This is a genomic window from Mesorhizobium sp. USDA 3734 (genome assembly GCF_056279665.1).
This window is the reverse complement of the sequence record NZ_JBWCCW010000001.1, coordinates 914,836-938,857: the sequence shown is the minus strand read 5'-3', so window position 1 is coordinate 938,857 and position 24,022 is coordinate 914,836. Positions and strand designations below refer to the sequence as shown.

At 55.5% G+C, this 24,022-nt stretch carries 18 protein-coding genes; 6 read left to right on the top strand and 12 right to left on the bottom strand.

Annotated features, from left to right (window positions below; translation table 11 throughout):
- Positions 1–407: 407 nt before the first annotated feature.
- Both ACZ89F_RS04495 and ACZ89F_RS04490 read left to right on the top strand, forming a co-directional pair.
- Positions 408–1,835, top strand: a complete 1,428-nt coding sequence (locus tag ACZ89F_RS04495) for an aldehyde dehydrogenase family protein (protein ID WP_476097206.1) — start codon at positions 408–410, stop codon at positions 1,833–1,835.
- A 510-nt stretch (positions 1,836–2,345) separates the two neighbouring features.
- Complete coding sequence (locus ACZ89F_RS04490; protein WP_476090584.1) at positions 2,346–3,299, top strand: LysR family transcriptional regulator; 954 nt, start codon at positions 2,346–2,348, stop codon at positions 3,297–3,299.
- Between the two features lie 134 nt (positions 3,300–3,433).
- On the opposite strand, the gene ACZ89F_RS04485 is transcribed toward ACZ89F_RS04490, so the two are convergent.
- Positions 3,434–5,230, bottom strand: coding sequence for an NAD(P)-binding domain-containing protein (locus ACZ89F_RS04485; protein ID WP_476090583.1), 1,797 nt, complete (start codon positions 5,228–5,230; stop codon positions 3,434–3,436).
- A gap of 871 nt (positions 5,231–6,101) precedes the next feature.
- Here ACZ89F_RS04485 and ACZ89F_RS04480 point away from each other — a divergent pair.
- From ACZ89F_RS04480 to ACZ89F_RS04465, 4 genes are all read left to right on the top strand, one after another.
- The gene (locus tag ACZ89F_RS04480) at positions 6,102–7,061 is read left to right on the top strand and encodes an ABC transporter permease (RefSeq protein WP_476090582.1); all 960 of its coding nucleotides are present in this window, start codon (positions 6,102–6,104) and stop codon (positions 7,059–7,061) included.
- Entirely contained in the window at positions 7,061–7,876 is an 816-nt protein-coding gene (locus ACZ89F_RS04475; protein WP_476090581.1) for an ABC transporter permease, read from the top strand. The genes ACZ89F_RS04480 and ACZ89F_RS04475 overlap by 1 nt, the downstream gene beginning before the upstream one ends.
- 8 nt (positions 7,877–7,884) lie before the next feature.
- Positions 7,885–8,994 carry an ABC transporter ATP-binding protein gene (locus ACZ89F_RS04470; protein WP_476090580.1) on the top strand — a complete coding sequence of 370 codons (1,110 nt, stop codon included), beginning with the start codon at positions 7,885–7,887 and terminating at the stop codon, positions 8,992–8,994.
- A 183-nt stretch (positions 8,995–9,177) separates the two neighbouring features.
- Entirely contained in the window at positions 9,178–11,229 is a 2,052-nt protein-coding gene (locus tag ACZ89F_RS04465) for a 3-hydroxyacyl-CoA dehydrogenase NAD-binding domain-containing protein (RefSeq protein ID WP_476090579.1), read from the top strand.
- A gap of 985 nt (positions 11,230–12,214) precedes the next feature.
- Here ACZ89F_RS04465 and ACZ89F_RS04460 read toward each other — a convergent pair.
- The 11 genes from ACZ89F_RS04460 to ACZ89F_RS04410 all read right to left on the bottom strand — a co-directional run bounded on the left by ACZ89F_RS04460 (position 12,215) and on the right by ACZ89F_RS04410 (position 24,021).
- Positions 12,215–12,391, bottom strand: a complete 177-nt coding sequence (locus ACZ89F_RS04460) for a hypothetical protein (RefSeq protein WP_476090578.1) — start codon at positions 12,389–12,391, stop codon at positions 12,215–12,217.
- A gap of 393 nt (positions 12,392–12,784) precedes the next feature.
- Positions 12,785–13,519, bottom strand: a complete 735-nt coding sequence (locus ACZ89F_RS04455; RefSeq protein WP_476090577.1) for an SDR family NAD(P)-dependent oxidoreductase — start codon at positions 13,517–13,519, stop codon at positions 12,785–12,787.
- A 293-nt stretch (positions 13,520–13,812) separates the two neighbouring features.
- A complete protein-coding gene (locus ACZ89F_RS04450; RefSeq protein WP_476090576.1) occupies positions 13,813–14,880 on the bottom strand; it encodes an ABC transporter substrate-binding protein in 1,068 nt (355 codons plus the stop codon).
- Between the two features lie 1,124 nt (positions 14,881–16,004).
- Positions 16,005–17,642 carry an ABC transporter ATP-binding protein gene (locus ACZ89F_RS04445; protein WP_476090575.1) on the bottom strand — a complete coding sequence of 546 codons (1,638 nt, stop codon included), beginning with the start codon at positions 17,640–17,642 and terminating at the stop codon, positions 16,005–16,007.
- Entirely contained in the window at positions 17,635–18,459 is an 825-nt protein-coding gene (locus ACZ89F_RS04440; protein WP_476090574.1) for an ABC transporter permease, read from the bottom strand. The genes ACZ89F_RS04445 and ACZ89F_RS04440 overlap by 8 nt, the downstream gene beginning before the upstream one ends.
- A gap of 10 nt (positions 18,460–18,469) precedes the next feature.
- Complete coding sequence (locus ACZ89F_RS04435) at positions 18,470–19,426, bottom strand: ABC transporter permease (RefSeq protein ID WP_476090573.1); 957 nt, start codon at positions 19,424–19,426, stop codon at positions 18,470–18,472.
- Between the two features lie 81 nt (positions 19,427–19,507).
- The gene (locus tag ACZ89F_RS04430; RefSeq protein WP_476090572.1) at positions 19,508–20,335 is read right to left on the bottom strand and encodes an enoyl-CoA hydratase-related protein; all 828 of its coding nucleotides are present in this window, start codon (positions 20,333–20,335) and stop codon (positions 19,508–19,510) included.
- A 101-nt stretch (positions 20,336–20,436) separates the two neighbouring features.
- A complete protein-coding gene (locus ACZ89F_RS04425; RefSeq protein WP_476090571.1) occupies positions 20,437–21,441 on the bottom strand; it encodes a 3-hydroxyacyl-CoA dehydrogenase NAD-binding domain-containing protein in 1,005 nt (334 codons plus the stop codon).
- Positions 21,442–21,445: 4 nt separating this feature from the next.
- On the bottom strand, positions 21,446–22,363 hold the full coding sequence (locus ACZ89F_RS04420) for a beta-keto acid cleavage family enzyme (protein ID WP_476090570.1): 918 nt from the start codon (positions 22,361–22,363) through the stop codon (positions 21,446–21,448).
- 138 nt (positions 22,364–22,501) lie between these two features.
- Positions 22,502–23,419 carry a LysR substrate-binding domain-containing protein gene (locus ACZ89F_RS04415; RefSeq protein WP_476090569.1) on the bottom strand — a complete coding sequence of 306 codons (918 nt, stop codon included), beginning with the start codon at positions 23,417–23,419 and terminating at the stop codon, positions 22,502–22,504.
- Positions 23,420–23,541: 122 nt separating this feature from the next.
- Entirely contained in the window at positions 23,542–24,021 is a 480-nt protein-coding gene (locus ACZ89F_RS04410; RefSeq protein ID WP_476097205.1) for a thioesterase family protein, read from the bottom strand.
- Position 24,022: the final 1 nt, after the last annotated feature.

Sequence of the window (24,022 nt, the reverse complement as noted above, 5' to 3'; positions counted from 1 at the left end):
GTACGAATTGAAGGATTTGCGGAGGTCACCGCAGAGAATTCCGCATATGGCACGTCCATAACATATTCGCATGCTTACAAGGCGTATTTTCATTTTACATCGCAAAAGCACGCAGTGTATCGAACCCAGGTTCGAGAGCCAAGTTCAACGCTATTCGTTGCCCTCGTGTTTCCAGTAAAAAAACGCGCAAATCGGCGCCGCGAACGCAGGGAAGTCGGGAAATAGCATAATGTGAATTTGAAATACATGCGGCGCCGTTGCTGAAATATACACTTTTTCTCGGAGACCGTTCTGCAAATTTTTATGAAGAAAAATATATCGATTAGGTGTGATTTTAGAAATAATAAGCGCTTCATTGATACGGGGCGGCCTCCTGTTGGCTGGATGCATTTGACGTGGGCGATGATATGTTGGACAAACGGCGTTTCTATATAGGTGGTCATTGGGTTGATCCGCTGCAGGGCATCGAGCAGGACGTGTTCGACCCGTCAACGGATGAACCGTTCGCGACAATAACGCTTGGCAGCGACAATGATGTTGATCGAGCGGTAGCGAATGCGAAGGGGGCACTTGCTCCATGGTCCCTAACGACCGCTGGAGATCGCTTGAAGCTCGTTGAGGCAGTGCTGGAAGGCTACAAAGCGCGGGCTGCGGATCTGGCCGCAGCTATCAGCATGGAGATGGGGGCGCCCGCAGATTGGGCGTTAGGTCGCCAAGTCGCAGCGGGCACCTATCACATAACGAATTTCATAAATGCCTTTAAGAGCTTTGAGTTCGAGAGAAAGGTTTCTCGTGATCACGACGACATAATCATAATGGAGCCCATCGGCGTTGTCGGTTTGATCACGCCATGGAACTGGCCGATGAACCAGGTCAGCCTCAAGGTCATTCCCGCATTGCTCGCAGGGTGTACAGTCGTACTGAAGCCTTCGGAAATTGCTCCGGTATCATCAACGCTGTTTGCGGAGATCCTGAATAATGCCGGTATACCGCCGGGTGTTTTTAACCTCATTAATGGTGATGGTTCAGGCGCCGGTGCTCACCTGTGCGCCCATCCTGACGTGGACATGATCAGCTTCACCGGCTCCACCCGAGCCGGAATTGCAATTTCCAAAACCGCTTCCGACACGTTGAAGCGTGTTGTTCTTGAACTCGGCGGCAAGGGTGCAAACATTGTATTCGCCGATGCGGATGAAGCGGCGGTGAAGCGTGGGACGCTGCAATGTTTTTCCAATACAGGACAAAGCTGCGACGCCCCGACCCGCATGCTTGTCCAGCGTTCCATCTACGAGCGCGCTGTTGAACGCGCTGGGGAGGTTGCGAACTCTGTCGCCGTTGATTCCGCCCACAAAGCCGGCGCCCACATCGGACCATTGGCATCAAGAGCTCAGTTCGACAGAGTTCAAAAATACATCCAAACAGGTCTCGATGAGGGGGCTCGTCTGGTTTCAGGGGGGCTCGGCATGCCGAGCGGAATGAGTCGTGGCTACTTTGTTCGACCGACTGTGTTTGCGGATGTTGATTGCGACATGACCATCGCAAGGGAGGAGATCTTTGGCCCGGTGTTGTCGATTATCCCTTTCGATACTGAGGAGCAGGCGATCTCGATTGCCAACGACACCGTCTACGGCCTAACCAATTATGTACAAAGTCAGGACAAGGACAAACTCAATCGCGTGGCGCGTCGGCTTAAATCCGGGATGGTCGTTATGAATGGGATCCGGCGAGCGCCGGGATCGTTTTTTGGCGGTACAAAGTGGTCGGGGCGCGCTAGGGAAGGCGGTATTTTCGGGATCGAGGAGTTTCTTGAGTCAAAAAGCGTCGCGGGACTGTAGAACCGCGTTTGTTTGGCCTCAATCCGGCTGTATGAGCGGCTCGTCATCTTCCAGTTCCAAGAGACTACGCTGCAATTCTCACGAGCGCCTCTTGCTCCTTTCCAGCGAGGGCTCCGCACGGAGGTCTGGGCCAATGTGGTAGAGCCCCCCTCTAGAACGTTCATCACAAGTAGGCGCGCATTGCCGGGTATGGCGGGACTCCGAACACATGCGACTGCCCCCCACCGGGCGCCCGACGGTATCGAAGTGGACTCACATCCTGCTGATATGTCGGCCCAAGCTCGAGCGGCCGCCAAGTCGATGACTGGCGTGCTTATAAAGCCTACAAGCTACCGAACGGTATTCGGCGGCGACAGGCGTAACGCCGGCTAGGACGTGGTCGTCGGATCGGGCAATTTGTCCCAGGGTCTTGTTGAATCGATTGGTTTCAGCAGACTATGCGTGACGCGAGCGATAACGGCGAAAAAAGGGATAGCCTTTATCTGCTGACAAATTAGTGGGAGCAGCACGGTGCGTAAGGTGACATTTCGCCAGATCGAGACCTTTCGCGCGGTGATGCGCTCAGGTTCGATGTCAGGAGGCGCTCAAGCGTTGGGGTTAACTCAACCTGGCGTAAGTCGATCGATCCGCGACTTGGAAGGGAACTTAAATTTCACTTTGTTTTCCCGGAAGGGCAACGCAATACGCCCCACCGCCGAGGCCGACATACTGATACGGGAAATCGAAGCGCAATTCGGTGGGCTCGATAGGATCGAGCAGGCCGCCGCTGCCATACGCAGCGCTGAGATGGGGGCAGTGCGAATCTCAACCATCATGGCGCCTATGACGCGGTTTCTACCCTTTCTGATAACCGAATATGCGTTGAGGTTTCCCCAAGCTAATGTGACGCTGGAGAACTCGACCTCTCAGGCGATTGTAGAGAACGTTGCTCACAGGCGAAGTGACATAGGTCTTTGCCATGTCGAGGGTGAACAACATGGCGTGGATATAGAACAACTTCCCATCATGCAGGCGGTCGCGGTTGTGCCGGCAAGCCATCCCCTCGCAGCGAAGGACCAGATCTCTGTGGAGGATCTGGGAGAGGTTCCCCTTCTCTCGCTCGGCATGCGAAGCACAATTTGGCGCCGCTTTTCCGGTGCGCTTCAAAGTGTCGGGGGGACTCCGCATGTGGTCTGCGAGGCCAGCGCCTCCGAAACATTGTGTACGCTGGCGTCTTTGGGGCACGGAATTGCTATACTAGAACCCTTTACGGCGTTCGGCATCGCAACCAAGTCAATCGTGGTGAAGAAGATAGTTCCGACAGTCGAGTACTCGGTTGCAATCATTTATCCAAAGGGCGTCGCTCGACCAAGGTCGGTGGAGCAACTGACGGGCCTTGTCCGAAAAGCGGTGGGTGTTCTTTCTCGTGAACAATTCGATATGGAGAACATGCGACACGCGCTGAAAGCGAATTCTCCAAATTAGTGGCCTATCGTCCTGCACAGGCGCGGCCTCATCGACAGCGCCATCAAGACATTCAATTCGATTGCTCCTAGTGGCCGGACAGCTACGTTTTCGATGTGCTTTACAGACCCCGGCCAATTCCTTGAAAAGCTATACTAGGTTTTCAAGCTCCCGGGTTCGGGACGCCCGTACACCGGCGTCGGAATACCCTCCATCCTGGCTTTGATCTGTCTTGCGACGTACTTCGAGTAGAACCTGGACATTTGTAGACTGCCACCGTGAAGCCACAGGGACTCATGCGCCGTCGGCTTCCAGAGATTGCGTGGCTCGCCGAGCCACGGACCAGGATCACCCTTCACATTCGAACCCAAGCCGCGGACATCGCCGACCTTGTCTGCCATTTCGCGCGAGATTGTCGCGGCTATGGTTTCGCTCATGTTGTGGTACCCCGTGCATACGACGATTGCGTCCACCTCCAGGTGATCGCCGTTCTCGAACAGGATACCGGTTTTGTTGAGCGCCTTGATCGGCGACTGGTTGTACACTTTGACCTTGCCATCAATGATAAGATCGGAGGCGCCGACGTCTATGTAGTATCCGGCTCCAGTACGGATTGCCTTCATCAGCAGTCCGGTTTCATCTGGCCCGAAATCGACGAGCATTCCCGACTTTTCAAGTTTTTGGTAGAATTCGGCGTCACGCTCCCGAATTTGTGCGGTCGCCGCTTTTTGCAACTCGGTGATGATAGCAAATGGCACGGACGCGGCCAACATATCGGACTGCTCGGTGGTAATTCCGGCCGCCGCTCCCTCCTCCGAATAAGAGCCGAACCCAGTGCTCCTGATGGTCGATGCACGTACCACGGAGATCGGCGACCTCTGGATCATGGTAACATCCGCCCCCTCCTCCCAAAGGTCCAGGGCAATGTCATGCGCGGAGCCGGCTGCGCCGATTATGGCAACCTTCTTGCCTGCAAATCCTTCAGGACTATCGTACCGGGTTGAGTGAATGACATCCCCCTGAAACACTTCCAGGCCGGGCAGATCTGGTTGACGAGCGGGACCATAGGACCCGGTTGCGAATACCAGTTGCTTGGGAGTCAACTCCACGACCTCGCCCGCGCGATCCAACTTGACGCGCCATGTCGCAGTCGCATCATCGAACGATGCCGACACACAACGGGTTTCAGTCCAACAGGTCAGTTCCATCGCCAGAGCGTACGCTTCCAGCCAGTCGCCCATTTTGTCTTTCGGGGTGTAGATCGGCCAGGTCTCGGGAAAGGGGATATATGGGAAATGGTTGTGCCAAACGGGGTCGTGGAGAACAAGCGACCTGTATCGCAATCGCCACGAGTCGCCGATGCGTTTGTTCTCGTCAATGACGAGCGTAGGCACGCCTAGATGCCGCAAACGGGCGCCAAGCATTATGCCGCCCTGGCCTCCGCCGATTATCAGGCAATAGGGCTGCTCCTGATGCCCAAGTTCCTTGAGCTCTCTGGCACGCGCCTCACCCCAGGTCAGTCGATTCGAAACTGCCTCATGAACAGTTCCAAACGGCCGGGTGGTGCGTTTCTTTTCCTCGAAGCCTTTCAGGTCCTCTATGGTCGTCAGGAGGGTCCAGCAAAGTCCGTTCCTGAGACGAACGATGCCCTTTCCCCAGCCAACCCCGGTTTCAAATTTGAACCAACCCTGAATTGTGCCGGCATCCTCGGCAGGCTCACCTTCTACGGTCCAGTTTCCAGGCTTGGTATGGTTCAGCGTAGCGTCGAGCATCGCGACGATGGCAGCCCGACCTTCCATGGTCTTTATGTTCCAGGTGAAGGCCAGAAAATCTCGCCAGTAGCATTCATCCCCAAACAACTCGGAGGCGGCCTTTGTGTCTCCTGACGTGAGAGTACAGTTTAATGCGTCGAGCCATTCCTGAACACGCGCCTTGGCCGATCCATGCCCCATCTTACTCTCCTTCTTCCATACCAATGATCTCGTTCGCACCCGATGGTGCGACAGCGAGGCAATCTAGGCAGTCAGTATCTACGATAATTGTCTCGGGCGGCTGCCATGCGCCGGCAAATGGGGACATTGCCTGCATTGACGACCTGTCGCCCGCAAGTCCTGGGCGCCGCCGCTCGTGCGAGCAACTGCGGTCACATATGCTCCCAAAGGCAGCAATGGCTGCCAATTCTGGCGGGAATTCGATCCACGTCCTGAGGCAGCGCCACAGCTCGAACTGAAGGCTCCATCGGCGAACGCCTTGCAGAAAAGTGCCTCACCGGCAGCCACGCCGGAGCCATGCTGCCGGCGCCACGCAGTCTCCGTTCCTGCACCTATCATCGCAGAGAGAACCCGCACGCATAGCCGCACATACGTCAGCGCACCCGCCGCCACGCGGGCGAACCACGAGATCCACGGCGTTCCAACCTGCAAAACCCATACCATTGCCATGGAGCACTAACCTGACGCGCTACTAGCGATTTCTTGATGTCTTTTTCTTGATTGCCAGCACGTGGTCTGCTTGGCAAATGAGAACGGCCTCTGGAAGTATAACGCAATGTTTTGACCCGCTTTGCCTGCGTGACGAGTGGCCGCGCTCCAAAAACCGGCGGGACGCCGCCGCGTCAGTTTCAGATCCAGCAATGGAGAGACCCAATTATCCTAAGTCCGTTCGCGAGTTACCCCTGCATTGCCCGACAGCAGACCCGTAAATCTCTGGCTGGACACGGCGCGAAGAGTCGGGCAGACCGCCCGACTAAGAGGAACATTTGCTCATGGACAACGTCGAATTTCTCATTTTCCAACATTCTTTTCGCTTGATAGATTGTGTTGAATGCGGGTTGGCATCCGAGCATATCTGATACTCCTGCGCCAAAACCCGGTCTCATGTCACAATCCATTCGCGAATCCAGCGAACAACCGCCAGAGTTACTTGCTTAATGTTATGCATAATATTGTGAAACCTAGTTCATATTTGTATGCGCCGTTTTGGCTGCTTTTTGCTCCATTTTTTTTTGCGCCGCTGGCCATAGTGGCATACTACAGTTTTAACGGCCCGGACGGTTGGTATGGTGAATACTTCAAGGTCATATCAAACCCCGGCATCAGAGTTGTAATTTACAACACGTTTTACACCGCCTTCATAACGACGCTGCTGTCGATTTTAATTGGGTATCCGTGCGCCTTGCTGCTTTCGCAAATGTCGCGCAAAGCGTTAGGGATCGGGATATTTCTCGTATTGCTCCCCTTCTGGACAAGCGCCGTGATTAAGTCTTTCGCCTGGATGCTTATCCTCGGGCGGAACGGGCCCGTGAACCTTTCTCTCGTCTCGCTGGGTGCGATATCGGAACCGATACGATTTCTCGACAACGGCATCGGCCTCATAATCGCGATGGTCTACATCATGCTGCCATTTGCGATCATGCCAATTCTCAATGGACTTCGTACAATTGATGTGAACCTGAAGCACGCCGCTGCGGTGCTAGGCGCCAACCCAATCCGCCAATTTCTCGTCGTTACGCTGCCTCTGTCGTTGCCGGGCGTTGCTGTGGCCTCCACGGTTGTTTTCGTGATGTCTCTCGGTTTCTTTGTCACCCCGTCCTTGCTCGGCGGTAGCAGCGTCGTGATGTCGATCCTGATTAGCGATCAAGCAAACCGGTTGCTGAATTGGCCACTGGCTTCGGCGTTGGCGTTCGTACTGCTCGGATTTACCGCACTCGTTTTCGTGCTTTTGAAATTCGCTCAGAGGTTGGCGAGCCGGGCGGTCGGTCAACGGGTCGAAGGACAATCCTGATGAATCAGAGTCAAGTGGCCTGGACAGCGGGATACAATCTTCTGCGATCGGCTGTATGGGCAGCGCTCATCGCCATGTCCTTTCCGATTGTCACCGTTATTTTATTATCCTTCGACGCCAGATCCTATATTTCCTTCCCGCCCTCATCTTTTTCTATCAAATGGTACCAGTTATTTCTGACGAATTACAAATATCACGACTCTATTGTAAACAGCATGATCATTGGCGTTTCAGCCGCCACCATCGCCACGCTCGTCGGGACTTTTGCTGCAATCGGTACGGTGCGCTATGGGCGCTCACCTGGCCGCGCGATAATTACCGTTCTGGCCATAGCACCTGCCATTCTGCCCCCAATCATTCTAGCGATTGGCTTGTTCCCGATATCCACCTCGTTATCTCTCACCGGTACGCTGTATGCAGTCATCGCAGCTCATGCTGTGATTGGCGTGCCCTATCCATTCATAACAGTATCCGGCGCTCTCCGAGGCTACTCCGATCGTCTCGAGGTGGCGTCAATGGTGCTTGGTGCAAATCCACTACAGACATTCCGGTGGGTTACACTTCCCATGATTGCCCCAGCTCTACTGTCGGGATTTATATTCGCGTTTGCCACCTCCCTGGATGAACTTGTGTTGGCAATGTTTCTAAGCAGACCCAGCACTAGGACGCTACCCCTGCAACTATGGGAGCAACTCCGATATCAGGTCACTCCAGAGTTAGCGGCTGGCGCGACGATTCTGATTTTATTTGCAGTCGTTATGCTGATTATCATCAACAGGCTGCTTCGCCCGAAGATGCTTGAAGAAAAACAGTGAGTATAGACATGACTTCCGGCATTGACACTCTCAAAGGCAGCAGGGGCGCAGCGGTCTCCTTGATCGGTCTTGAAAAGAACTACGGACGACACACCGCCTTACACCCCACATCCATTAAAATCGCGAGTGGCGAGTTTTTCTGCATTATCGGTCCAAGCGGATCGGGAAAATCGACGCTTCTCGGGATGATCGCGGGGTATATCAAACCCAGCAACGGCCAGATTCTTGTCGACGACACCGATCTGGTCGAGAAAGCCATCTACCAACGTGGCATTGGAATGGTGTTCCAGAACTACGCCTTGTTCCCCCATCTGACTGTCGCAGCGAACATCGCCTATCCTCTGAAGGTAAGAGGCGTCACCAAAGCAGAGATGCGGTCACGCGTGGAGCGCGCCATGGCGATGGTGCGCCTTGAGAGCCTCGGTTCGCGCTTGCCGGCCCAACTTTCCGGCGGCCAGCAACAGCGCGTGGCTCTGGCGAGGGCCTCCATCTATCAGCCAACGTTGCTTCTGATGGACGAGCCGCTGGGCGCCCTGGACAAGAATTTGCGGGATGAGATGCAGGAAGAAATCAAGCGCTTCCAGGAAGAGCTCGGTACGACGGTGATCTATGTGACGCATGACCAGCAGGAAGCGGCATTTCTCGGCGATCGGATTGCTATCATGCGCGATGGCAGGGTCGCTCAGGTCGGGGAGGCTCGCTACCTTTATGAAAATCCCAACAGCCGCTTTATCGCCGAGTTCCTTGGAGAAACGTCGGTCCTGACGGCCCAATCTATCCGTAAGGTTGAAGACGGGATGGTAAGGGCGGAGTTAGGCCCGGACCTTGGGATATCGATACAAGCCGCCCACTCCACGGACAACGCAAGGCTCATAAGCGTTCGACCGGAACGAGTAACGGTCGGATCGGCTGCAAAGGCGTTGGACAATGCCTATCGCGCAGTCGTAACAAGCGTCGTCTATACACCCGGCAGCATACGCTATGGGCTCGAAATTGCGGGCACAACACACGCTGTTAAGGCCCGAGTCGCCGCCACCTCGAAGATTGAGCTATTCGCCAAGGGTGACCTGGTCGATATCGGCTGGTCGAGAAATGACGCCACAGTTCTCGACGTCTAGGACGAGATTACATTCGCGGGTTTTTCAGGGTTACAGACGCCGAGTGTGACGTGACTTATGGCGCGTCACTAGAGCGACGTTCGAATGGCGACAAGGTATCCGGCATTTCAAACGACTTGCGAGCGACCGCGACATGCTTCGCGGCCAAGGACAAAGGTTGGACTTTTGGCAAAGGAGGATTGGATGGCTGTCGTCGAATTTGAAGAGCGGGCGGGTGTAGCCATTATTCGGATAAACAATCCACCGGTGAATGCGCTTGGCTTCGAGGTGCGAAAGGAACTGGCCGATGCCTTGGCTCAGGCCCTCAAAGACCATTCCATAGAGGCGATCGTGCTCGCTTCTCGATCCCAGATTTTCAGCGCCGGCGCCGACATAAAGGATCTGGGCAAAGCGCAGCTTGCTCCGACACTCCGCGACGTGATCGCCATCGTTGAAGAAGGCAGCAAACCTGTCGTCGCGGCGATCGACGGAGCGGCGCTTGGCGGCGGCCTTGAACTTGCCCTTGCCTGCGATCAACGCGTCGTAACCCAGGCGGCGCGCCTGGGACTGCCCGAAACGAATTTGGGCCTGCTGCCGGGAGCGGGAGGCACGCAACGCCTGCCCCGCCTGATCGGGCCGGTCGAAGCGCTTGCGTTCATGGCTGACGGGAAGCCTCGGGAGGCGGACAGTGCCTTGAAATGCGGGCTGGCGGATGAATGCGTGCATGTCGACGCACTGCTCAATGCCGCCGCTACGCGCGCCCTCGAACTCGCACGAGGAAATCGGAGACGAATCCGCGACCTCGTGGTGAACGCCGAAGCCGCCGAGGCTTTCGACGCGGCCGCCGCAAAGCTGGTGAAGTCGCGATCCGGTGAGCCGCAGATCGAGGCGCTCATCGATAGCGTCAGGGCCAGTTTTTCGGCAGATTTCGACACTGGATTAAAGGTCGAGCGGTCTCACTTTGAAGCCCTTATGGTCGACGACCGGTCGCGCGCACTGCGTCACATGTTCTTTGCGGACAGACAGGCGTCCAGCTTGCCCGAAGCCGCAGGTCTGGTCGTACCTTCCGATATCCAGAAGGTGGGGGTGATAGGGGGCGGCACTATGGGGTGCGGGATCGCCATGGCGTTCGCGGCCAGTGGCATTTCCGTCGTGCTCAAGGAAACGACGGCTGAGGCTGCGCAGCAGGCAGTTTCGCGGATCCTTGGCTCCTATAACCGTTCAGTTGCGAAGGGGTCGCTCAGTCCTGTCATTCGCGACGAGATCATGGCGCGCATCGTTCCAGCGCAGGACCTCGGATCGCTTCACGATGTAGAACTCGTCGTCGAGGCCGCGTTCGAAGACATCAATGTCAAGCGGGAGATCTTCAAGGGCTTGGCTGCTGTGACGCGACAGGAGGCGATCATGGCCACCAATACATCGTATCTCGATATTGATCGCCTCGCCGAGGTGGTCGAGGACGCGTCGCGAGTCGTCGGAATGCATTTCTTCAGTCCGGCAAATGTCATGAAGCTGGTCGAAGTCGTACGGGGCGCGAAGACGTCGTGGCAAACGTTGGCGACGGTGGCGGCCGCGGCTAGGAAGATCGGCAAGCTTCCGGTCATTGTCGGCAATTGCCACGGCTTTGTGGGCAACCGTATGCTAGCGCGTCGTAGCGAGCAGGTCGACAGATTGCTACTTGAAGGCGCAAAGCCCGAGGAGATCGATGCTGTGCTTACCGGGTTCGGCTTCAAGCTGGGTCCGTGCGCCATGAGCGATCTGGCCGGCCTCGACATCAGCTGGCGAATGCGCATAGCCACGGGACGCTCGGCTCCCGCAGCCGATGCATTGGTGGAAGCCGGCCGGCTCGGACAGAAGACGGGCAGCGGTTACTATCGTTACGGATCGGATGGGAGAACGCCTTCGGCGGACCCGATGGCCGTCCAGATCATCGAAAGCGTGGCCGCCGGAATGGGGATCAAGCGACGGAAAATCGATCGCGATGAGATCCTCGATCGCCTGCTTCTCCCCATGATCAACGAGGCTGCACGTATTGTGGACGAAGGCATTGCCACCAAGCCTGGCGACATCGACGTGATCTGGGTGCATGGCTACAATTTCCCGCGTCATTGCGGCGGTCCGATGTTCTATGCGGCTAGGCGCGGCTACGCGGAAATCGCAGCGCGCCTCAAGCAACTTGCGGCAAGTACATGCGACGACACCTTGCTCCCAGCGTCCTACCTCACGAAACTAGCGGCCGGAAAGCTGGCTGCCTGACGTCCGTCACGAGGGATCAATGGACGAAGCCGTTATCGTTGGGAGTTCGGCACCCCAACCGCGCAGAGTCGCGGATGCGACCAAAGACATGGCCCGACAAACTCCACGCTTCGTGCTTGCACGGTATCCCTGCGGTTGCTGAGGTAGGCTGAAGGCTGCAAGTCCTAGTGCAAGCACCACGACTAGCCCTATGACGAAACATCAGATTGAGGTGGTCACGTTGGCCGAGCGACGTCGGTGTTGGTCTCGCGAGGAGAAGGAGCGTGTGGTCGCGGCGACGTTTGAGTCTGGGGGGCAGTGTTTCCGAGGTCACGCGGTCGGCCGGTATCTATGTGAGCCAGTGATTTCGGTGGCGCAAGGAATCCCCCGGGCCCTCCATTCCGAAACTCGTCCCAGTGGAGGTCGCCGCGGCGCTACCAGCGCCGCCGACGCCGGCGGAGCCGCCTTCGGGGGCCTTGGTCAAAATACGGGGCCTCTCGTTCCATTCGCCTTCGAGCGTGTCGGCGACGAGACGGCGATTGCTCGATCGGGATGCTCTCGGAAGACGATTGCCTGAGCGCCTACGAAGACTATCCCGCATCCGAATTAGCTTCGGCGCAAGGTGAGCCGGCGGCGACTCTGATCGCGGTATTGTCACTCCCCTGATAGATGCATACGGAGTTCGCCTTCGTCTCCACCTCACAGCCGTGACCTCTGAATTGCTTTGCGAGGGGAATTGCCAACGCTCTGGAGCGCCGGTAAGGCGAATACCGATCTGAGGACAGCCTGCTGCGGGGATCGACAATATCCGTGATCGCGCTAAGCGCCGGCTTCCTTGGCCTGCGGCGAACTCTGATTCCGCCTGGCCGACGCTAACCTCCCAAGCATCGCCGGCCACCCCTGCGACGCCGATTCCTGCGTGCCGACCCGTAGCGGTCGCGTTCGTCGAATGGCGAACTCGGCAAGGTCGAGAACATCGTTGATGATGAAGTCTGGTATTTCGTGCTTAGGGCGCTTCATCCACCGGGTTCTCCTCCCAAATTGGTGGCTTTCCGGCGTAGCTCTCGGCAACGGCTTGAGCGCTAAATAAATGCCCAGTTACTTTGCCATTTTCGACGACCTGGACAATCCATTGGCTGTCGACGTTTTTCAATCGCACGTCATTCGGTTCTCCGGCAACCATGTCCGTCATCCGTTTGAGCAATCAAGCACGACGAATGCCAGCGGAAGTTCCAAGCCGCGATATCGCTCTGTAGACAAACAACTTCTCCCTGCGTGATATTCAAATTCTCACAGCATCTCGTCGATACACGAAGGCTATCCAAAGTCAGAATGATTGATGCTCAAAGCAACCTATTGTCGTCTTCACCGAAGGCTGCATCGCCCGAAATCAGGTCGCCTCTCGGCCCTGGCCGAATGGTTACCTTGCACGAGCCAACACTGGAGTGCTCCGCGCCCTCAAATGATACGAGTTCGCGGAGCACGGTTCTGCCTTGGGAGGCAAATGTCATTAGGCAATGATGGGCAAGTCAGCGTTGGAGCGGATAGCGTTGTTTTGTCCTCAACTAGCTGCCCGTCAAGCCAAATTGGTGCCGGCATCAACGACTATCTCGGCGCCGTTCAGATAGCTTGCCGCATCGGATGACAGGAATGCCACCACTTCGGCAACCTCGGATGGCGCTGCCATTCGGCCCAGCGGATTGCGTGCAAGGGATCGCTCGATGGCCTCCGGCGATGCCTTTGCTGCCATAGGGGTGTCGATCAGGCCAGGGTGAACCGCGTTGACCCTGATGCCCATCCTGCCGAGCTCGGTCGCCGCACACCCGCTCATGCCGCGCAAGGCCCACTTTGACGTTGCATAGGCCAGCTCGTGTTTCCTGTGCCGGGTCGACGATATCGAACAGATGTTCACGATCGAACCCGATTTTCTTTGGTGCATGTAGGGGACTACGGCCTGCATCCCCAGCAACGGCCCAAGAACATTGACCCGGTAGGTAAAAAGCAGATCATCCGCAGTCGTGTCCTGCAACGACATTGGCTCGTATACCGCCGCGTTGTTGACCAGGATATCGATTCCGCCGAAAAGACGGACCGCCTCGTCGACGACCGTCTTCCAGTCAGCTTCCTCTGACACATCATGCGGGACAAAAGCGGCATCTCGACCGAGCAAGTCGGCAACCGACTGTCCTTTGGTGCTAATGTCCGTAAGCAGCACCTTGGCGCCTCGCGCGACGAAAAGCCGAGCCTCGGCCTCACCTTGGCCCGCGGCCGCTCCCGTGATAATCGCCACTTTTCCGGCCAATTGGGTCATCGTGACTATTCCCTTACATTTCAGATTACTGACGTCTCGCACCGAGGCGTGATTTCGCGCAGACCGCCACCTTTGTTCGGCGGAACGAAACAAGCCGTGCCGTGGGCTGCGCGAGAGGCTAGGCCAAGACTCAACCTCAGACGACGGAGCGGTTGCGCAATGGGCGCGTCCGGGCGAAGACTTTCGCCTGGACGGCTTCGTTGGAAGCATGAGGACCCGGGGAGCGGCCTAAGTCACAAATGCATCCGCGCACTTCAAGTCGACAAATCGCAACAGGGATTGCCAAAGGTCAATCAGATACTTAGCCACTTGTTGAACCGGTCATAGTTGACACTGCCGTTATCTGCCCAGTATTTATAGTCGGACCAGATGCTTTTCGACAGGTTGTCTGGAGTTGTGGGCAACACCGCCTTTTGCTCTTCGGTTAGATGGTTGAACGCCTCGGTACTAACCGGGCCATAGGGGATAGCCTGGCAAAAAATAGACTGCGATTCAGGCTGGAGCATGTGTGCAAAGAATTGCATTGCGATCTCTCGCTTTGCCCCGCCCTTGGGCAGGACAAGATTCCCCAAAACCAGAAGGGAATTGTCGAATGAGTAGTCGACGGGCGCACCCTGGCGCTTTAGGGCGTCGATGCGCGCATTCCAGCAGACACCAATGTCCGTTTCATTGTCAGCCAGCAACTGCGCGCTCTGCGCGCCACCGCTCCACCACGTTATGGAAGGGCGGATTGCGTCCAGCGTCCGAAAAGCCTTGTCGACGTTCAGCGGATAGAGTTTCTCTTTCGTCGTCGTCGCAAGAGCCGCCAGATCGATCGTCTGACCTGCATTCTTCCAGAACGATCGCCGCGCGTTGTATTTGGGATCGAAGAATTCGCCCCAGTTTTTGGGTGGACCACCCAGCTTCGCAACGGCATCGGTGTTCCAGGAGTTAACGCAGGCAACAACGTAGTCATGTACCGCATACTGCTCGACGGAGCCCGGTATCAGCGACGTATTCGATACGCTTGGTATGTCGATCTCATCCAGGAGCCCCTCCTTCGCCATCACGACGGATTCGCTCGCATCAATTTCTGCAATATCGATGTCGATAACGCCTGATTGAACCATGGCCTTGAAGCGCGCCGACTCGACGTAGGGCGCCGTAAGCACCTTGTAGCCAGTCTTCTGCTCGAAACTGTCGAAATAGGCCTTTCTATATGCATCTTCCAGAATGCCACCCCCCATCGCTATAGTGAGGGTCTTATCAGACGCCCGCGCGACAGATACACCTCCGACAAGTGGCAACGCCAGCGTGCCCAGGCTCGCCCTCAGAAACGACCGGCGATCAAGTGACGCATTCGTAAGATTGGTGATGTTCATACGTTCCTCCCTATTTTTTTCAGGTCGCTTCACAGTATGATATGATTATTTACTTGGCATAAATGATATTATTCAGCAAATTTGACGTAACTACTCGGCAAGTCGGCAAATTTTTACTTACTAATCCATACGTAGTTTTTATTTTCCCGATGAATACCTGGAACAAATTCCACCGAGACCGTATTATCCTTGAGTCTCGCCCTCTCTCTATATTAAAGGGTATACGCGCGAAAATGAGAAATTTGACGCTGCCCATAAGCAATTGTTCTGCATGCCGGTGAAATGGCGTGTCACCTGGACGGCACATGTGCCGTCGCATTCCTGCGCGAGCCCTCGGAACGGACATGGTGAGAATGCGGTATCCCGGAGAAACCGGATCAGGCGCTGGCAAAAACGATTGTGGCGCTATTCAGCGGGGGGAGAGAGGGCTCTTCTCCCAATACCCACATGGCCGCATCGATGCCCAGAGGGCTGCTGCCACAAGTCCGGCACAGCGCCAAAGATCTTGCACGACCGAATTCATGGCGAACGCCAGACGTTCCAATCGGCAGAGCACGTGGTACAGCTTACTTCACCTTCTGCGCCGGTCCCACTATTTGGCGTTTCGATGAAGCAGGCGAATTTACCAGCGCGTCAGGAGCGCCCGCCCGGCGGACACTCTTGCCCAGAGCCAGATTTCAATGGCGCTTCATAAACGTCAATCCAGGTGAATGGGCCGCTAAGAATTAATCTCGGTGAAGCACGGCGCGCCGTCTGTTCCTCATAAATGAATATGAGATGATATGCCTTCCTGCACTTCTCCCATGCCCTCGCAAGATATGCCAGCACCCACTCCTCCCTGCCGTCGCATCCATCTTTCGTCATACGAACCGTTCACCTGCCCACCTTCATTTTGGTCGAATGCAGCGCGCTAAGAGCACCATCTGACCCCAATTAAAGAAAATCGGGTCGATCGCCTGAAGATCGATCACTATTCGAGTAAAAGATCGTAGATCACGCGCCGCATATCGGACAAAAGGCACCCAGATCTTGAAACTGGCGTTGACCATTCCACGAGCGTGGTTTTCTAGGGAGCAAATAACCACTTCGCCAATGAGTATTCACCAGTCCAGCATGACAGAAGATTATACTGTTCTGTCTTTCATTCTCGAACGCTCCATCAGCGCGTTTTCAAGCCACCCAACCTCCAGCTCGGGAACGGATGATAGCAATAGTCCGGTGTAACCGTCATATGGCGGTAGAAGCACGTCGTCTTTCCGTCCGTAGCGAACGACTTTTCCGCGATGCATAACGGCGACTGTGTCCGCGATCACTCTCACTAGCGCGATGTCGTGGGTGATAAAAAGATAAGATACTTGCTCAAGCTTCTGGAGCCTCAGCAACAATTTGAGGACACCGCTCGCAACGAGCGGGTCGAGCGAGGAGGTCACCTCGTCGCATATGATAACCGTCGGTTTTGCTGCAAGCGCTCTTGCTATACATACACGCTGTTTCTGGCCACCAGACAACTCGCCAGGATAACGGTTTAGAAAACTGTCATCCAATTCGACTTCCTCAAGTAGCTCAACGACCCGCTCGGTACGCTTACGTCCTCGTAGGCCCAAATAGAGTGTAAGGGGGCGTCCGACGATCGTTCCAACAGTATGGCGAGGATTAATTGCGACGTCCGCCATTTGGTATATGATTTGCATCTGCCGCAGTTCTTCTCGGCTCCGCCCCTGGTAGGCGACAGGCAGAGCCTTGCCGTCGAATACGATCTCACCTGCGCTAGGGGCGAGCAAACCGGCTACGGTACGCGCGAGCGTCGACTTCCCTGAACCAGACTCGCCGACAACAGCGAGCGTCTGGCCAGCGTGAAGGTCTACACTTACATTGTCTAACACTGTCGCCGATCCATAACCGGCGGTGACGTTCCTGATCGAGAGTATCCGCCTGCCTGGTTCAGGCCTGTTTCCACCACCCTCTATATGTTGGTTTGAAACAAGTGCACGGGTATATTCCTCTTTCGGCGTTTTCAGTATGTCGTACGTGGTTCCCCTTTCCACTAACTTCCCATCCTTTAGCACCATGATTTCATCAGCAACCTGCGCTACGACGGCAAGATCATGTGTTACATAGATAGCTGCTACACCGGTAGACTTGATACAGTCCTTTATGGCTGCAAGAACGTCGACCTGTGTGGTGACATCCAGTGCCGTTGTTGGCTCGTCAAAGACAATTAGATCAGGCCTCGGGCAAAGCGCCATTGCCGTCATAATACGCTGCAACTGCCCCCCAGATACCTGGTGGGGATATCGAAATCCGATATTTTCAGGATCGGGAAGCTTAAGTGCGCGGAAGAGTTCTTTTGCCCGATCCTCTGCCTCGCGCCGCGTCGCAAGACCATGCTCGAGGCTGGATTCCACCACTTGGTCTATCAGGCGCTGTGCGGGATTGAATGCAGCTGCAGCCGACTGCGCAACGTAACTAATCTCCTTCCCTCGAAGCTGGCGAACTGCCGCAACGTTTTGCCTGAGAACGTCTCGGCCGTTGAGCCACACCTCACCACTGGTGATCCTCGCGGCGCCGCGCCAGTATCCAAGCGCCGAGAGGCTAATCGTCGACTTCCCCGCACCGGATTCACCGATCAGCCCCAAAACCTTGCCTTTTTCGATACTCAACGACACATCGTCTACGAGGGTCACGCTGCTGGAAGCCGTGCCGGGCCTGTTCAAGGTTGCCTCGACACGAAGATTGCGAATTTCAAGTAATGCGTCAGACATTCCCACGGCCTCCCCTCCGGTCTGCGGTACCCTTGACTATCGCGTCGGCGACGAGGTTGACTGAGATTGCAAGCGCCGCAATTGCGCCAGCGGGGATAAGCGCAGCGGGAACCCCGAATGCTATTCCTTCCTTATTCTCACGGACGATGCCACCCCAATCAGCGAAGGGTGGTTGGACGCCGAGCCCCAGGAATGACAATGCCGACAGAAACAGTATCGCGTACACAAGCCGAAGGCCGAACTCCGAAACGAGTGGAGACAGGGCATTGGGAAGAATTTCCGCAAAGATCACCCAAATTTTCCCCTCCCCTCGAACTTTCGCTGCCTCAACGAATTCCATAACGTTGATATCTGCTGCCACAGCACGTGCCAGCCGAAAAATCTGGGTGGCATGCAGCAGCCCCATGACGCAAATCAGAGTCGTGAGAGAGGGGGAAAGCACCGACAACACTACCAATGCCAGAATAAGCGCCGGTACCGCCATAGCCAGATCTACAAGCCGAGAAAGAATTGTTTCGAACCATCCCCCGACCACCGCGGATGCAAAGCCTAAGGTTGCTCCAGAAAAGAAGGAAAGAGAGGTTGCAACAACGGCCACAAAAATTGTGATTTGTGCCCCGTAGATCAATCTCGACAGCAGGTCTCGTCCCAAATTGTCCGTACCAAGCAAATGCTGAGATGACATCGGCTCCCACACTCCGCCTACAATTTCAGTTAAACCATAGGGGGCAATCCAATGCGCCAACAGCGCAGTCATTAGAAACATAAAAGTCAGTAATGTCCCGAGGGCTGTGCTGAGATAGATACGATCGAACATCGAATTGTCCTTATCTCTTATAGCGGAGGCGCGGATTGACAAGCACCGAGGCAATATCGGCTACTACATTCAAAAAGATGTAGACCGACGCAAAGATCAGGCTAACATCTTGTATTACCGGGACGTCTCGCTTGGAGACGTGATCTACGAGAAACTGTCCCAGCCCAGGGTATGCAAATATGACTTCTATAACGACGACGCCGACGACGAGATACGCCAGGTTTAGAAAGACGACATTGATTATCGGAGCCAACGCATTGGGCAGCGCGTGCCTGAGGATGATTGCGGACGGAGAAATGCCCTTAAGCTCTGCGGTTTCGATGTATGGGGATTGAATGACATTGAGAAGCGCCGCCCGTGTCATTCGCATCATATGCGCAAGCACTACCACCGCCAGCGCTGTCGCTGGCAAGGCCATCGCATATAGTCGCTCCGCAAACGGCATCCCGTCGTACACAATAGACAAGCTTGGAAATATTTGCCATTTGACTGCAAAGAAGTATACAAGAACATATCCGACAAAAAATTCAGGAAATGACGTCGACGTAAGAGCTATGACGGATAGCGCTTTATCGATGAACGTGTACCGATAGCGCACGGCAACAAGACCCAGACCAATGGCGATAGGGATTGCCGCGGTTGCCGCCCAAAGCGCCAAGAACAAGGTATTCAGAAGCCGCGGCATCAACACGGAAGCGATTTCCTGCCCGCTAGACATTGATCTCCCCAAATCACCCGTAATCACGCCCCCAAGCCATCGAAGGTAACGAAGGTAGGCTGGATCATTGAGATGCAGCTTGTCACGAAGAGCCGCCAGCGCCTGCGGAGTTGCGCCTTTCCCCAGAATCGCCTGCGCTACATCTCCTGGGAGTATTTGCATTCCCACGAAGATCAGAATCGAGACCGCGACCAGGAGCAATATTCCCCAGGCCATCCGCTGGCCGACGAGCGCCGCTACAGATGACATTCAAGCCTTCCACTTCTGGCGAGCCGCCGTACCGTGTGTGACGCTGCAGCAGCGCTATTTCTGGGACCGGCGCCGACTGAATTATGCGCCTTTAAAGTTCGGCTCTCGCTTCTCGACGAACGCACGCGAGCCTTCAAGATAGTCATCAGACTGAAACAGCTTCTCGTAGACTGCCAAACCGCTCTCGCCTGAACCCTGGCTCGCGATGGCCTTCCTGGTAAGTGCGAAGCCTTCCTCGACACTGATTGCCATCATCGTTGGAACAACTTCCTTGAGGGCCTGGACAGCCAGTGGTGCGCCGCGTCCGATCTCGGCCGCGATTTCGTGGGCACGAGCCAACTCACATCCCGCAGAAACCACTTCGTTCACCAGACCCCATCGATGAGCTTCTTCCGCGCCCATTTTTCTGCCCGTCAGCATCAGCTCCATCGCAATATTGTAAGGTATCTTCCGCGGAAGCCTCTGAACTGCCCCAGCATCCGGAAGAAACCCACGTTGCATCTCTGGTAAGAAGAACTGGGCCTGGTCGTTGGCTACGATCACATCGCAGCACAACAATATTTCCACCCCGCCACCAACAGCGGCGCCGCTCATGGCTGCTACAAGCGGTTTGTATAATCCCCAATACTCGGTAATTCCGGCGAAGCCGCCTGGCGTCGACAGGGCGTCGTCGGCGACCGCCATGTTGCTTTCGCTTGCCGCGACTTCCTTGAGGTCCCATCCTGCGCAAAACACTTTCGGCCCTGTGCTGGTAATCACTCCGGCCCGCAACTCGTCGGTCTCTTGCAGGTGCCGAAGCGCCGAGTGAAGCTCATGCGCAAACTGACGGTTGATAGCGTTGACCGGCGGCCTGTCCAGCGAAATTTCAAGTACATTTCCAACTATCTTGGTCTTTACGAGTTCATACACAGCCAATTTCCTCTGATCCTGTGCCCAGCAAGCATCAAGCTCGTTTTTTTCTCACAATGCTTGGTAGCTATCCTGGTTTGATGTTTGACGAAGCCTGCCTGTCATGAATCGGAAGTTCCGCGCAGGCCGGCCTTGTACCTATTGTGCAGATGCCCAGCTCCCCAGCCCCGTCCTCCCATTTGCCTGGAAAGCCCTTCAACAATGGCGACCAGGTTGTCGTCGCGTATTCGCTCGAGTTCGGCCACGGAGTGCCCGGCCGACTGCGCTTCCAGTTGGCTCTTGATTTTACGCTGAAGCTTTTCATCCAGCTTGGGCACATCCATCAGTTTCGTCAGGGGCCATGTCAGGCACGGCCCAAACTGCTCGATTACATGGTCGATACCCGTCTCCCCGCCCGCGCAATGAACGGTTTGAAATATCCCCATCTGCGCCAGCCTCAGACCGACCGAGAAGCGCACAATGTCATCCAGCTCTTCCGTGGTGCACACACCGTCATTGATTAGCCAGAGGCTTTCGCGCCACGCAGCTTCCATGATGCGGTTCGCAATGAAGCCGTCTATCTCCTTGCGGACCACGATGCACTTCATGCCAACGGCTTCATATATGCCGACGGCGTCCGAAACGACTGCCGGACTTGTGAGCTGTCCAGGCACAATTTCTATGCCAGGCAGAAGGTAAACCGGATTGAAGGGGTGGCTTACAAGAAATCGCTCCGGATAACGTTTCATCGAGGACTGCAATGCGGTCGGCTTCAAACTCGATGTGGATGATCCGACCAGGGTTCGTTGTGGCGCGTGCTGGTCAATCTCAGATAAGACACGGTGCTTGAGCTCCATACGCTCAGACACATTTTCCTGCACGAGTTCAGCTCCCTCAACCGCAGCAGGGATAGATTTGGTGAATGAGATGGAGCCCTCTTTCTGGAGAGCGTCGGGATACATTCGTTGATAAACACGCCTGGCGTTATCAACCACGCTTTCTACTTTTCGCTGGGCATGCGGGTCAGGGTCCGCGATCGCAACATCCACGCCGTGCAACGCGAACCGAGCTGCCCAACCCCCGCCTATCAGTCCACCTCCGACACACGCCACTTTCGAAATCTTCATTGCGTCATTCCTTTCCGATGGCATGCTTTTTCAGCTTGAGTTTTGTGCGAACCTCACTGGGCAACATCACGCGAGCGCCCATATTCGAAACGATCGTCGCCGCCCGCTCGACCAGCTGTGCGTTGGTTGCCGGCACGCCCTTGTCGAGCCACAGGTTGTCCTCAAGGCCAACTCGAACATTTCCACCTGCGAGAACAGCCGCGGCCACATACGCCATCTGATGTCGACCGAGGGAGAAAGCGGACCAGTTCCACTTGGGTGGAACGTTGTTGATCATTGCCATGAACGTGTTCAGATCATTGGGAGCGCCCCATGGAACCCCCATGCAAAATTGCACAAGCGGGTCCCCCTCAAGTATGCCTTCCGCCACAAGCTGTTGGGCGAACCAAAGGTGTCCCGTATCGAACACTTCAACTTCGGCCCTGACACCCAGTTCGGTCATGTAACGGGCCATGGCGCGCAGCGTGCCCGGCGTGTTCGTCATGATGTTGCCGGAGTCAGAAAAGTTCATCGAGCCACAGTCGAGCGTGCAGATCTCGGGCAGGCACTGGCGGACATGCTCCACGCGCTCAGACGCACCGATCAAGTCCGACTCGCTCGTGTTTATTGGTAACGGGCTCTCGACCCCGCCCAAAACCAGGTCCCCACCCATCCCTCCAGTAAAGTTGATTATGACATCGATACTTGCCTCGCGTATCCGCTCGGTGAGCTCCCTATAAAGCGAGAGCTCCCGGGAAGGTGTGCCGGTCACAGGATCACGAACGTGGCAGTGAACAATCGCCGCACCAGCCTTGGCGGCTTCGATGGATGCATCCGCAATCTGCTTCGGTGACCTCGGGACGTGCGGGCTGCGGTCCTGAGTGTCAGCAGAACCGGTTACTGCACATGTGATGAACACTTCCCTAGAAGGCTCTAACGGCATGACAACTCCCTACCTTGCACCTGATCTTGGCGCAGGATCCACTCATTCATTCTTAGGCGTTGAGACTATTCGCTAATATTACTGATGCTGCGATCCCAACCACGAAATTCCCGAATCTAATTTCATCAAAAAACCCGCCTATACTTCGGCCTCTAGGAGGGACTCTTTTGTGGAATTTCCTAGATCATCGTTCATCTTTTTTAATATCCATTGGGAAAATACCTCTACCTGCGTTGAATGTCTTTCCCTTAAGGGCTTTACGAGAAAATATGCACCCTTGACCCGAAAAGAGCCTTCAGTAAAAACCGGTGTTAAGGCCCCACTCGCTATCAGGTCATCAAGCAGCGGAGAGCCTCCGAGGCAGACACCAACCCCGTTAATCGCCGCCTGGATCATGAGATGGTAATTATTAAACGTGGTACGACTTCTGACATCGATGTCGCGAACATTGACGCTCCCGAACCAATCTTGCCAATCCGCTCCTCGCGATGTCGGCCCCTCGATAAAAAGTAAGTTCTCGTCTAGCAAATCTTCGGGATACTTTGGCCTCTTCTTTCTAACCTTCAAATAAGATGGGGAACACAGCGGCTTCACGTCGGTAGCGACCAGAAACTGTGATGAGACCCTTGGCCAGACTCCGTCACCGTATCGGACAGAAACGTCGATCCCCTCCTCCGCCAGATCGACAAGATGGTCATCCATCGCCAGCTTTATGTTCACGTCGGGGTTGATCTGCTTCAACTCCTCGATGCGAGGAAGAAGCCAGTAAGTGCTGAAGGCCCCGGTCGTCCCGATCACAATGCTTTTTTGTCGTCCGCTATATCGAATTCTCTCGCAAAGCGAGGCGATGGATTTCAGATATGTTGGCAATTCCTCGCTAAGCGCCTGGCCGGCCGCCGTGAGCGTTACCGCGTGATATCCGCGATTGAAGAGCTTCACTCCCAGGAAGGTTTCAAGCTCCCTTATCTGTCGACTTATGGCAGCCTGTGTCACATTGAGTTCCGCTGCGCTCTCCGTGAAGCTGAGCAACCGCGACGCAGCCTCAAACACGATCATCGCTCGATCCGATGGCACACTGTGGCGTAAATTGACCATGTCGCGCTGCGCAAATCCTACCGAAGAAGCGGTTCTTTCCCGAAAGACCCAGTCCGTTTTTCTTGACTCATATCAGCGTCCGCCTACCGTCGGTTTCCAAGCGAGATGCTACGACCGATCTGCGTTGGCCCGGGAAGACGGCCTTGACTGACTGCGATCTTCCGCAACGCGTCGAACTGCTCGTCCGGCATCGTATCGACTTTGCGTTGATGGAGATCGACAAATAGCATCAGCCACTCGCAAGTTGCAGCGACAGTGTCATCTTCCTTGAGCATCTCGTTGTAGAAATGCATCCGCTTCCTGTCATGGCCAATCAGTTGGGTCGTTATCGTGAACGTCTCCCCCTCGACCATTTCGGCCAGATAACGAAGGTGGCACTCCGCCACAAATATCGATTTTCCCGTCTTTTCAATATCTTGCGTCCTTACGCCCCAGGCATCGTGGACTTCGTAGAATGCGTCGTCAAAGGCTTTCAAATAACGCGCCACGTTCATGTGGCGGTTCTCATCCAGCCACTCCGTGGGCACCGATTGAGGCTGCGATCTAAACAGGCTCCCATCCATC

What these genes read in the sequence shown, in the direction of transcription:
- ACZ89F_RS04485 (WP_476090583.1), bottom strand. Translation starts at nt 5,230, where the DNA reads ATGGGGCATGGATCGGCCAAGGCGCGTGTTCAGGAATGGCTCGACGCA.
- ACZ89F_RS04420 (WP_476090570.1), bottom strand. Translation starts at nt 22,363, where the DNA reads ATGCCGTTAGAGCCTTCTAGGGAAGTGTTCATCACATGTGCAGTAACC.
- ACZ89F_RS04450 (WP_476090576.1), bottom strand. Translation starts at nt 14,880, where the DNA reads ATGAACATCACCAATCTTACGAATGCGTCACTTGATCGCCGGTCGTTT.
- ACZ89F_RS04440 (WP_476090574.1), bottom strand. Translation starts at nt 18,459, where the DNA reads ATGTTCGATCGTATCTATCTCAGCACAGCCCTCGGGACATTACTGACT.
- ACZ89F_RS04445 (WP_476090575.1), bottom strand. Translation starts at nt 17,642, where the DNA reads ATGTCTGACGCATTACTTGAAATTCGCAATCTTCGTGTCGAGGCAACC.
- ACZ89F_RS04465 (WP_476090579.1), top strand. Translation starts at nt 9,178, where the DNA reads ATGGCTGTCGTCGAATTTGAAGAGCGGGCGGGTGTAGCCATTATTCGG.
- ACZ89F_RS04475 (WP_476090581.1), top strand. Translation starts at nt 7,061, where the DNA reads ATGAATCAGAGTCAAGTGGCCTGGACAGCGGGATACAATCTTCTGCGA.
- ACZ89F_RS04410 (WP_476097205.1), bottom strand. Translation starts at nt 24,021, where the DNA reads ATGGATGGGAGCCTGTTTAGATCGCAGCCTCAATCGGTGCCCACGGAG.
- ACZ89F_RS04415 (WP_476090569.1), bottom strand. Translation starts at nt 23,419, where the DNA reads ATGATCGTGTTTGAGGCTGCGTCGCGGTTGCTCAGCTTCACGGAGAGC.
- ACZ89F_RS04470 (WP_476090580.1), top strand. Translation starts at nt 7,885, where the DNA reads ATGACTTCCGGCATTGACACTCTCAAAGGCAGCAGGGGCGCAGCGGTC.
- ACZ89F_RS04425 (WP_476090571.1), bottom strand. Translation starts at nt 21,441, where the DNA reads ATGAAGATTTCGAAAGTGGCGTGTGTCGGAGGTGGACTGATAGGCGGG.
- ACZ89F_RS04480 (WP_476090582.1), top strand. Translation starts at nt 6,102, where the DNA reads ATGCGGGTTGGCATCCGAGCATATCTGATACTCCTGCGCCAAAACCCG.
- ACZ89F_RS04435 (WP_476090573.1), bottom strand. Translation starts at nt 19,426, where the DNA reads ATGTCATCTGTAGCGGCGCTCGTCGGCCAGCGGATGGCCTGGGGAATA.
- ACZ89F_RS04460 (WP_476090578.1), bottom strand. Translation starts at nt 12,391, where the DNA reads ATGGTTGCCGGAGAACCGAATGACGTGCGATTGAAAAACGTCGACAGC.
- ACZ89F_RS04455 (WP_476090577.1), bottom strand. Translation starts at nt 13,519, where the DNA reads ATGACCCAATTGGCCGGAAAAGTGGCGATTATCACGGGAGCGGCCGCG.
- ACZ89F_RS04495 (WP_476097206.1), top strand. Translation starts at nt 408, where the DNA reads ATGTTGGACAAACGGCGTTTCTATATAGGTGGTCATTGGGTTGATCCG.